Origin of the sequence: Pseudomonas sp. NBRC 111124 (assembly GCF_001320245.1) — a bacterium.
GTDB lineage: Bacteria > Pseudomonadota > Gammaproteobacteria > Pseudomonadales > Pseudomonadaceae > Aquipseudomonas.
In genome coordinates, this window is record NZ_BCBA01000084.1 from 1 (window position 1) to 10,960 (window position 10,960).

5 protein-coding genes and 1 rRNA gene are annotated in these 10,960 nt (G+C 62.1%); 3 read left to right on the plus strand and 3 right to left on the minus strand.

Annotated features, from left to right (window positions below):
- Both APH28_RS25715 and APH28_RS25720 read left to right on the plus strand, forming a co-directional pair.
- On the plus strand, nucleotides 1-6,630 hold a 6,630-nt coding region (locus tag APH28_RS25715), incomplete at its 5' end, for an immunoglobulin-like domain-containing protein (protein WP_256250253.1).
- An 81-nt stretch (nucleotides 6,631-6,711) separates the two neighbouring features.
- Nucleotides 6,712-7,053, plus strand: coding sequence for a hypothetical protein (locus APH28_RS25720; RefSeq protein ID WP_060513252.1), 342 nt, complete (start codon nucleotides 6,712-6,714; stop codon nucleotides 7,051-7,053).
- Nucleotides 7,054-7,090: 37 nt separating this feature from the next.
- Here the strand turns inward: APH28_RS25720 and lapD are convergent, their stop codons facing one another.
- Nucleotides 7,091-9,037: a cyclic di-GMP receptor LapD gene (gene lapD / locus APH28_RS25725; protein WP_060513248.1), complete on the minus strand. Its 1,947-nt coding sequence runs from the start codon at nucleotides 9,035-9,037 to the stop codon at nucleotides 7,091-7,093.
- A 10-nt stretch (nucleotides 9,038-9,047) separates the two neighbouring features.
- Nucleotides 9,048-9,740, minus strand: coding sequence for a cysteine protease LapG (gene lapG / locus APH28_RS25730; RefSeq protein WP_060513249.1), 693 nt, complete (start codon nucleotides 9,738-9,740; stop codon nucleotides 9,048-9,050).
- 270 nt (nucleotides 9,741-10,010) lie between these two features.
- Here lapG and APH28_RS25735 point away from each other — a divergent pair, with 270 nt between their 5' ends.
- Complete coding sequence (locus tag APH28_RS25735) at nucleotides 10,011-10,700, plus strand: GntR family transcriptional regulator (protein ID WP_060513250.1); 690 nt, start codon at nucleotides 10,011-10,013, stop codon at nucleotides 10,698-10,700.
- Between the two features lie 85 nt (nucleotides 10,701-10,785).
- Here the strand turns inward: APH28_RS25735 and rrf are convergent.
- Nucleotides 10,786-10,901: ribosomal RNA gene (gene rrf, locus APH28_RS25740) — 5S ribosomal RNA — on the minus strand.
- Nucleotides 10,902-10,960 lie beyond the last annotated feature (59 nt).

The window sequence follows — 10,960 nt, forward strand, 5'->3', positions numbered from 1 at the left end:
GGCCAAAGCTCCGGGACCGCCACGGCTGCGGTCTCCAACGACGTCTATCAGGGCCATCCGGCCGTCACCAACAGCATCTCCAACGTAAGCGGCGGTAATTACGAGAACTTGGTCGCGGACAAGTCACAGATCAGCACCAGCGTGACCGATGTAACGGACACCACCACCGTCACCCTGACCGCCACGCCATCCGTGGCCGAAGGCGGCACCATCATCTACACCGCAAGCGTGGGCGCGCCGGTCACTGGCAGCCCGGTGGTGGTCACCCTGACCAGTGGCCAGACCATCACCATTCCGGTCGGCCAGAGTTCAGCCACCGCGACGGCCGCCGTGAGCAATGATGTCTACCAGGGCCATGCCGCTGTGACCAACAGCATCAGCAACGTGTCTGGCGGCAACTACGAAAGCCTGGTTGCCGACAAATCTCAGGTCAGCACCAGCGTCACCGACGTGCAGGACACCACCACGGTGTCGCTGTCGGCGACCCCGAGCGTCGCCGAGGGCGGTCAGATCGTCTACACCGCCACCCTGACCAATGCTGCACAAACGGCCGTGACGGTCACCTTGAGCAACGGCCAGACCATCATTATCGGTGCCAACCAGACCTCCGGCAGCGTCAGCGTCGCCACCCACGGCGACAACCCGTACCTCGACGCCGGCCAGGTCAGCGCCAGCATCACCAATGCCTCGGGCGGCAACTTCGAGAAGCTGGCGATCAACAGCACTGCGGCGGTGACTAACGTCACCGATACCCTCGATACCTCGACCGTCAGCCTTACTGCCACACCGTCTGTGGCCGAAGGCGGAACCATCGTTTACATCGCCACGGTAACCGCTCCAGTGACCGGCTCTGCTGTGGTGGTCACCCTGACCAACGGCCAGACGATCACTATCCCGGTCGGCCAAAGCTCCGGCACCGCCACGGGCGCCGTGACCAATGATGTCTATGTGGGCCACGCCTCCGTCACCAACAGCATCAGCAACGTGTCTGGCGGTAACTACGAAAACCTGGTGGCCAACAAGGCCGTGGTCAACACCACGGTCACCGATGTAACGGACACCACCACCGTTTCCCTGACCGCCACCCCAAGCGTGACCGAGGGCGGCAACATCACTTACACCGCCAGCGTCGGCGCACCAGTCACTGGCAACCCAGTGGTGGTGACCCTGACCAATGGCCAGACCATCACCATCCCGGTAGGCCAAAGCTCCGGCACGGCCACGGGTGCCGTGACCAACGATGTGTACCAGGGCCACGCACCGGTCACCAACAGCATCAGCAACGTCTCCGGCGGCAACTACGAGAACCTTGTAGCGGACAAAACCCAGGTCAGCACCAGCGTCACCGACGTGCAGGACACCACCACGGTCTCACTGTCGGCAACACCGAGCGTGGCTGAAGGCGGCCAGATCACATACACCGCCACATTGACCAACGCGGCGCAAACGGCGGTGACCGTCACGCTGAGCAATGGCCAGAGCATCATCATCGGCGCCAACCAGACCTCCGGCAGTGTCACCGTTGCCGCGCAGGGCGATGACCCGTACATCGACGCCACCCAGGTGAGCGCGCGCATCACCAACGCCACCGGGGGCAACTTCGAGAACCTGGCGATCAACAGCACCGCGGCGGTGACCAACGTCACCGATACCATCGACACCTCAACCGTAACGCTGACTGCCACGCCATCGGTAGCCGAGGGTGGCACCATCGTTTACACCGCCACCGTCAGTGCCGCTGTGACGGGTAGCCCGGTCACGGTGACCTTGGCCAATGGGCAGACCATCACCATCCCGGTCGGCCAGAGCTCTGGCACCGCAACGGGCACCGTGACCAATGACGTCTATCTGGGCCATGCGCCAATCACCAACAGCATCACTGCCATCAGCGGTGGCAATTACGAGAACCTGGTGGCCAACAAGACGGCAGTCAGCACCACCGTCACCGATGTACAGGACACCACTACCGTCACCTTGACCGCCACGCCATCCGTGGCCGAGGGTGGCACCATCACCTACACGGCAACCGTCGGCGCGCCGGTCACTGGCAGTGCCGTGACAGTGACCCTGGCCAACGGCCAGACCATCACCATTCCGGTTGGCCAGAGTTCCGGTACCGCTACCGGTAGCGTGACCAATGACGTTTATCTGGGCCACGCACCGGTCACCAACAGCATCACCAATGTATCCGGCGGTAGTTACGAAAACCTGGTCGCCAATACCGCCAGCGTCAGCACCTCGGTGACCGATGTGCAGGACACCACCACCGTGACCCTGAGCGCGACGCCATCCGTGGCCGAGGGTGGCACCATTATCTACACCGCCACCGTCAGTGCTGCAGTTACCGTGACCCCGGTGATCGTTACCCTCACCAATGGCCAGACCATTACAATCCCGGTCGGCCAGAGCTCTGGCACCGCCACGGGCGCAGTGACCAATGACGTGTACCAGGGCCATGCCGCCGTCACCAACAGCATCAGCAGCGTTTCCGGTGGCAGCTACGAGAACCTGGTGCCCAACAAAACCGTGCTCAGCACCATCGTCACCGACGTGCAGGACACCACCACCGTTACCCTCACTGCCACCCCCTCCGTGGCCGAGGGCGGCCAGATCGTCTACACCGCAACCCTGACCAACCCGGCGCAGACAGCCGTGACAGTCAGCCTGAGCAACGGCCAGACCATCACCATCGGTGCCAACCAGTCCAGCGGCAGCGTCACCGTGGCGGCGCCAGCCGATGACGTCTACATCGACGCGACCACGGTCAGTACCACCATCACCAACGCCACTGGCGGCAACTTCGAAAGCCTGGTGGTGAACTCGGCGCCAGCAGTTACTGCGGTGACCGACACGCTGAACACCACCACCCTCGGCATCACCGGCTCCGCCACCGTGGCCGAAGGCAACAACGCCACCTACACCCTGACCCTGAGCAACCCGCCGCAGACCGACGTGGTGGTCAAGCTGAGCTACAGCGGCACCGCCACCAACGGCGCCGACTACACCGGCGTGGCCACGGTGACCATCAAGGCCAACAGCAACCAGGCCACCTTCAGCATCCCGACCATCAAGGACAACATCACCGAAGGCACCGAACAGTTCACCATCAGGATCGATTCGGCCACCGGCGGCAACTTTGAGGGCCTGGTGGTCAGCAACACCGCGGGCAGCATCACCACCCAGCTGTTCGAGCCGGCGCCAGTGCTGGACCTCGACGCCAACGACTCCAGTGGCAAGACCGGCGCCGACTTCCAGACCACCTTCACTGAGAACGGCAACGGCAACTCGATCAGTGACCTGGATATCTCCATCACCGACTTCGACAGCCCGCAAATGGCCGGTGCCACCGTCACCCTGACCAACGCCCAAGCCGGCGATGCGCTGAACCTGGGCAGCAGCGTCAACGGCATCGCCATTACCTCCAGCGTGACTGCCGGCAGCATAGTGCTGACCCTGACAGGCAACGCGTCGCTGGCCGACTACATGCAGGCGATCAAGAACATCACCTTCGTCAACACCAGCGAAGACCCGAGCACCACGCCGCGGAACATCACGGTCACGGTCACCGACGGAGTCAATGTGTCCAATACCGCAACTGCCACGGTCAATGTGGTGGCGGTCAACGATGCACCGGTCTCCGCCGGAGGCGCCGTTACCGGTGTCGAGGACACCGCGCTGGTGCTGAACTGGAGCAACTTCAACGTCACCGACGTCGACAGCCCGACCGCGAGCCTGGGCATCACTATCACCCAGCTGCCAACCCTCGGCACCTTGCAGTACAACAATGGCTCCGCCTGGGTAAACGTGACGCTCAACCAGACCGTAAGCCAGGCCGACATCGCGGCTGGCAAGCTCAAATTCGTGCCGTTGGCCAACCAGTCGGGCGTCGACGACTACGGCGGCACCGGCGTGGGCAACAACCAGGCCGACTATGCGCAGATCAAGTTCAAGCCCACCGACGGCATCACCCCGGGCAGCGAAACCACGTTGAAAGTGGACATCACCCCGGTCGCCGACGCGCCGACCCTGAGCATCGGCAGCAACAACGTCAACTCGCTGGGCTTGACCAAGGAAAGCTGGACCACCCTCACCGGCCTGGGCACAAACGGCAACGGTATTACCGGTGATGCGCTGAAGACGGTGTTCACCAACTCGGGCAACGCCACCACGTCCGCCACCATCACCAACGTGCAGTCCGATTCGAGCGTGGCGGCGCAGAGTGGCTCGAAGACCTCCGGCCTGGTGTACCTTGAGGCCGGCAAGACCTATACCTTCAGCGGCACCGCCGACGACAGCCTGCTGGTGAACATCGGCGGCAAGACCGTGGTCACCGCCACCTGGGGCGCTGGCGGCACCGTGGCGGGCACCTATACGCCCACCACCAGCGGCTACTACACCCTGGAGATCTACCATGCCAACCAGTCGGGCCCCGGCAGCTACGACATCAATATCAAGGTGGGCAGCGGCACGGTAGGCGACTTCAACAGCACCAGCATCGCGATGTACCCGAACGTCACCGCCCTCGCCAACGCCGGCGTCACGGTGTCCGACCTCCACGGCAGCAGCGGCCAGGGCTATTACGATGGCTACAAGCTCAACGAAGGGCCGGAAAACGGCAGCGTCAAGTTGGTGGGCATTAGCAGCGGCCTGACCGACACCGACGGCTCCGAGACCCTGAGCGTCAAGCTGGGTGGCATTCCAGCGGGTTCGGTGATCAGTGACAGCGCCGGGCACAGTGCTACGGTGGGAAGCACAGCCGTCGACGTCAGCGGCTGGACCTTGAACAGCCTGACAATCAAGACGCCGTCCTACTACAGCGGCCAGTTCGATGTGAAGGTCACCTCGACGTCCACCGAGTCGGTCGGCGGCAGCTTTGCCATCACCGAGGGCACGCTCAAGGTCACGGTCTACCCGGACACCTACACCACCTCCCAGCTGTCCACCGCCAGCGACAACACTACGGGTACCTTTGGCGACGACATCATCATTGCCGACACAGCCGGCCTGCACATGACCGCCGGTACCAACTACAACCTCGCCTTCATCGTCGATACTTCAGGCAGCATGAGCAGCACCGGCATCGATGCGACCAAGGCGTCGCTGGCCACCACGTTCCAGGCGTTGCTGGCAGATGCCAAGGCCTCCGGCGTCGGCACCGTGAATGTGCTGCTGGTGGACTTCGCCACGCAGGTCAAGAGCACTGTGGCCGTCACCCTCAATGATGCTGGCCTGAAGACCCTGCTCAACACCCTGAGCGGCATGAGCGCAGACGGCGGCACCAACTACGAAGATGCGTTCAAGACCACGGCCAACTGGTTCCAGAACCTGAAGAGTGCCGGCGTCACCGGCACCAACCAGACCTTCTTCCTCACCGACGGCCAGCCGACCTACTACCAGACTGGCGAGCAGACCAACCCCGCCTTGGCCAACAGCTCGGTCAAACTCGACACGCTGCTGACCAACATCAGCTACAAGATGGGCGACACCCTGACCAACTACCAACTGGACACCAGCAACCGGGTATCGATCGACGCCACCGGCAAGCTCACCGCCGAAGCCCGGAGCTTCGACCTGCTGAGCCTGAGCTACAAGTGGAGTGCCGTGACCACTGGCCTGATCCACGCCGAAGGCAATGGCAGCTACGAGCTGTCGAAGCTGGCCGGCACCGGCAGCACCACAACCAGCGACACCCTGAGCAACGCCACCTCCAGCTTCGCGCTGCTGTCGGCACTGTCGTCGGTCGAAGCCATCGGCGTCGGCACGGGCATCAGCACCACCGACCTGAAGCCGTTCGACAGCGACAGCGTACCGCAGGTCAACATTGACCCGACCAAGATCAGCGATGCGATCCTCGGTCACACCGACCAGACCATTGCCGGCGCCGATACCATCAACGGCGGCGATGGCCACGACATCATCTTCGGCGACCTGGTGAGTTTCGACTCGATACCCGGCAGCGGCATCGAGGCCGTCCAGGCCTTCGTCGCCACCAAGCTGGGCGTGGACACGAGCCTGGTGGATGCCAAGGTGATGCACCAGTACATCAGCGAGCATTACACCGACTTCGACCTGTCGCGCACCAACGACGGCGCTGACACCCTGATGGGCGGCGGCGGCAACGACATCATCTTTGGCCAGGGCGGCAATGATTACATCGATGGCGGCAAGGGCAACGACATCCTGCTGGGCGGTACGGGCAACGACACGCTGCTCGGCGGCGAAGGCAACGACCTGCTTTTCGGCGGAGCCGGTAACGACACCCTGATCGGCGGCAAAGGCAATGACATCCTCTCCGGCGGCACGGGTGCGGATACCTTCGTGTGGAAAATGGGCGACACCGGTCAGGACGTGATCAAGGACTTCAAGCTCGGCGAAGGCGACCGCATCGACCTCACCGACCTGTTGCAGGGCGAGCGCGGCTCAACCATCGACAACTACCTGAAGATCACCACGACGGCTGGCGAGTCGACCCTGCAGATCAGCACCGAAGGCAAGCTCAATGCTGCAGGGGGGCTGGCCAACGCCGACGTCAGCATCAAGCTGGAGGGCGTGAACTGGTCGAATACCACGATCAACTCGTTGATCAGCGGGGCCGACCCGACCATCAAGATCGACAACAACAACAGCTGATTGGCAGGCGCGGCCATGCAAGATTGCCTATGCTGCGCCAGGAACGATCATCAAGGAACCGGGGTGACGAGGATGGAAGCACTGTTTTATGTGCAACGCGACCAGGCAGGGCAACTGGAGCGGGTTGAACCCGTGCCGTACGCCGATCACACGGAAGTCCTGCCGGCCGACCATGCTGAGATCCAGGAGTGGTTTGCCGACGATGTCGTCGAAAACAGCCTCAAGCAGCTGAAGCAGAGCGACCTGGACATGATCCGTGTGCTTGAGGACCTGATCGAGGTGCTGACGGCCAAGGGCGTGTTCAGCATCACCGACCTGCCAGCGGGGGCGCAGGCCAAGTTGCTCAACCGCTCCACCGCCCGCAAGGCGCTGGGGAGCTTGAACAATCTGATCGAGGAAGAGGAAGAAGGCGGTTTGATCTGAAATCACCGAGGGCGCCTGGCGCCCCCGCATGCTTGAATCAGCGCCAGGGTGCCGGCTCGCCGACCAGTTGCCCCTGAATGCCACCTACGCCCATCTCCACCAACACCCGCCGCTCGCCTTCGGTCTCCACCCGCTCGGCAATCAGCGGCAGGTCGATGCTGTGCGCCGCGCGCTGGATGGCTTCGATGAACAGCCGCTTGTGCTGCTCCTGATCGATGTTGCGGATGTAGCTGCCATCGATCTTCAGGTAGGCCAGGCCAAGGTGCGCCAAGTTGCCGATCATGCTGAAGCGTCCGCCGAAGCGCTGCAACGCCAGGCCGAAACCCAGGGCGTGCAAACGGCGGGTGAGTTTTTCCAGCGCGGCCTGTTCGGGTAATTGCTCCTCGCCGATCTCAAAGATCAGGCGCGAACCCAGCGCTGTATTCTGCCCGAGAAGCTCGAACACTCGCTGCAGAGCCTTGGGGTCGGCCAGGGTCGTCGCCGACAGGTTCAGCGCCACCACCTGGTCATGGTTGCGCAGGTGCACCAGCACCTTCTCCAGCACTAGCACGTCCAGCCGTGACATCCAGCCAAAGCGCTCCAGCCAGGGCAGGAAGCGCCCCGCCGGCAGGGCGTCGCCATGGTCGTCGAGCAGACGTGAAATCACCTTGTGGTGCAAGACGCGCTGGGTATCCTTGGCGTTTACCACCGGCTGGAAGAACAGCGCAAACTGGCCATTTACGAATGCTTCGTCCAACCGCGTGTGCCAGGCGTGCTGGCTGTCGCCAGCTACCGCAGCCACGCCCTGCTCCAGGCACACCCAACCCGGCAACGGCTGATTCTCGGCCCGCGCCAGCGCCTCGTCGGCGAGCTTGAGCAAGGCTTGGGGTTCATCGCCCGGGTGGAACGGCGCAAGGCCGATGCAGGCTACCGGCTGGATATCGCTGGCGCCGGTCTCATGCAGGCTCTGTAGGGTCGTCTCCAACGCCTGTGCGAGCTGGATGGCCTCGTCATGCACCATGCCTGGCGCGAGCACGGCGAATTCCCCGCCACGGCTGCGGGAGATCAGGTCATTGGTTTCCGGGTATCGGGCACAGGCGCGGCGCAGTTGCTCGCCCACCGCCTGCAGCAGTTGGTCGGTGCGCTGGCCGCCCAGGCGTGCGTTGAGCCCTGCCAGGCCCTGCACGCGCAACAGCAGCAGGTAGCCAGAACGCGCTTCTTCCAGGTTGCTGACCCGGGCATTGAGCTGCATCTCGAAATAGCGACGGTTGGACAGCCCAGTCAGGCTGTCCTGGTAGGATTCGACACGCAGCCGTTCGCTGCGCTCGGCCTGCTCGGAGAACAGTGCCTTGAGCTTCTCGACCATCTGGTTCATCGCCTGCACCACCCGACGCAGCTCCGGTGTGCGCGGCAGGTCCGGCAAGCTGAGAAATTCACGGCGAGCAATGGCGTGGGACTGCTCGACCATATAGTCCAGCGGACGCAGTTGACGGCGCAGCAGCAGCGCACCGAGCACGGCACTGGCAGCGCCGCACAACAGCAACCACCCGAGGCTGCCCAAGGCGCTCTGCCAGAGCTTGCTGATGGCGAACATCGGATGGCTGATCACCTCGACCCGTGCCGCCTGCTGCCAGCCACGGCTAACGATGGCATCGCCACCGGCCGCTTCCAGACCGATCAGGTGGATGAACCAGACAGGCACGCCGCCTGGATCTGGCTCAGCGTGGCGCTCAACCAGCACGGCATTGGAGCTCAAGTCGACCACTTTGATGCTGGCGTAATAGCCGCTATCGAAGATCGAGCTGACCATCAGTTCGACCATCGCCGGATCATCGATATTAGGCGTGAGCGACAGTGCCAGCGCAGTGGCTGCATCCTGGGCATGCGAACGCAGCTGATTGACGTACTGGCTGCGCGAGCTTTCCAGGCTGACCATGAAGCTGCCGCTGAACGCGATGACCAGGAACAGGCAAATGGCCAACAGCAATTGTTTGAACAGTGACATCTGTGCTCCTTCAGTAAACCGGTTCGGCCGGGAACCCTTCGGCCTGCATTTTTTTCAACAAGTCCTGCCAACGGGACAGGCGCTTGGTATCGCCGACCTTCTTGTTGCCGGCAGCGCCTGTCAGCCACAGACCTTCGCCATTGAAGGCATAGACCGGCAGCAGGTCGGTGCGCTGGCTGGCCGGCTTGATTGCGTCCATCAAGCTGTCGAGCACCATCGGCTGCGCCTGTGGGCTTGAATAATAGGTCAGCACCATGTGCGCACGGTTCTGGCGCAGTGCTTTAACGTAGGTGATGCGCAGCTTTTCGCTGGGGATCCCCATGCGCCGCAGGCTGAAGTACTTGGCGATGGCATAGTCCTCGCAGTCGCCGGCGCCTTTTATAAGCGCCTGGATGGGCGTGGCCCAGTAGTCGACTTCGTGCCACAGGTCGATATCCTCGACATAGCGCAGTTGCTGGTTGAAGAACTGGTTGACCACCTGCAGGCGCTGCATTTCGCTGCCCTGGCTCTGGGTTGCCATCAACCGCTGCCAGGCATCGATGCGGCCCTTGCCCGCGCCCAATGGACCGTACAGGGCCTCGGACTTGCGGCTGATCTCGGCAAAGTCCCAATCCGCATGCAGACCGCCCAGCAGCAAGCCACCCAGCAACAGGGCAAGGCCAAAAGGTCGCACGGCGGTTTTGAGCAGCCAGGTAATCGCCACTGCGAGGCCCTGTTCAGGTCATTCTAAAGAAGCGATGGTGCGGCCTGGCCACTGAAAAGACAATGGCACTACGCGATCACCCAACCGATAGTCGGCTCGCTATAACTTAATTGTTAATGCTTAGTGTGAGTCGCTTCCTTTGCCGGTAAAACTCATCCACCATATTTATGAGCTTGGCCTGCCCGCTCCTTGCAGACACAGGTTTGACAAGCCCCCACCTCTGTTACTAGTGTCATTGGATCCAACTTTTGTCGTCGAGGCACACTTCGCTTGGCCGAGAAAATCAAACTCAGTTATGTGCTGGCCAGCGAGCAGCTGCCGGCACACCTGGCCCGTGGCGTCATCGAGGAGCGCTTGCGCAGCGCTATCCTCGATGGCCGCCTGCCGCCTGGTACCGCCGTACGCCAGCAGGAAATCGCCGACTTGTTCGGTGTCAGTCGAATGCCAGTGCGCGAGGCGCTGCGTCAGCTGGAAGCGCAATCGCTGCTTAAGGTGGAAATGCACAAGGGCGCGGTGGTCGCGCCGTTGATTGGCGAAGACGCGGTCGACACTTATGCGTTGCGCGTGCTACTCGAAAGCGAAGCGCTACGCCAGTCGATTCCGCTACTTGATGCCAGTGACATAGCCAGTGCCCGTGGTTACATCCAACAACTGGAGAACGAAACCAGCCATGCGGAAATCGGCCGTCTCAATCGGCTGTTCCATATGGCGCTCTATGGCAAGGCAACCAACCAAAAGCTGCTGCGTCTGATCGAGAACGAACTGAACGAGGAAGAGCGCTTCCTGCGTTTCCATTTATCGTCCATGGGGTTGGGCAAGCTGACTCAGGACGACCATAACGCCCTGGTGAATGCTGCTGCTGACAAGCTTGTCGACGAGGCTGTCAGGGTACTTGAGCAGCACCTGAACAGTGGATCACGTGTGATCAGGAACTATCTGGACAACCAGGTCACCCGATAGCGCCCAACGAAGGCTACGCCAGTGCGCCGTAGCCGGAAAAGAAAAAGCCCCTGTCTGCAGTGCAGACAGGGGCTTTTTGTTTGAATCTTGACGATGACCTACTCTCACATGGGGAAACCCCACACTACCATCGGCGATGCATCGTTTCACTGCTGAGTTCGGGATGGGATCAGGTGGTTCCAATGCTCTATGGTCGTCAAGAAATTCTGTGTGCTGGCCCGTCGCTCTGACGTGCCTGCGAATCTCTGTAGTTCCTACTT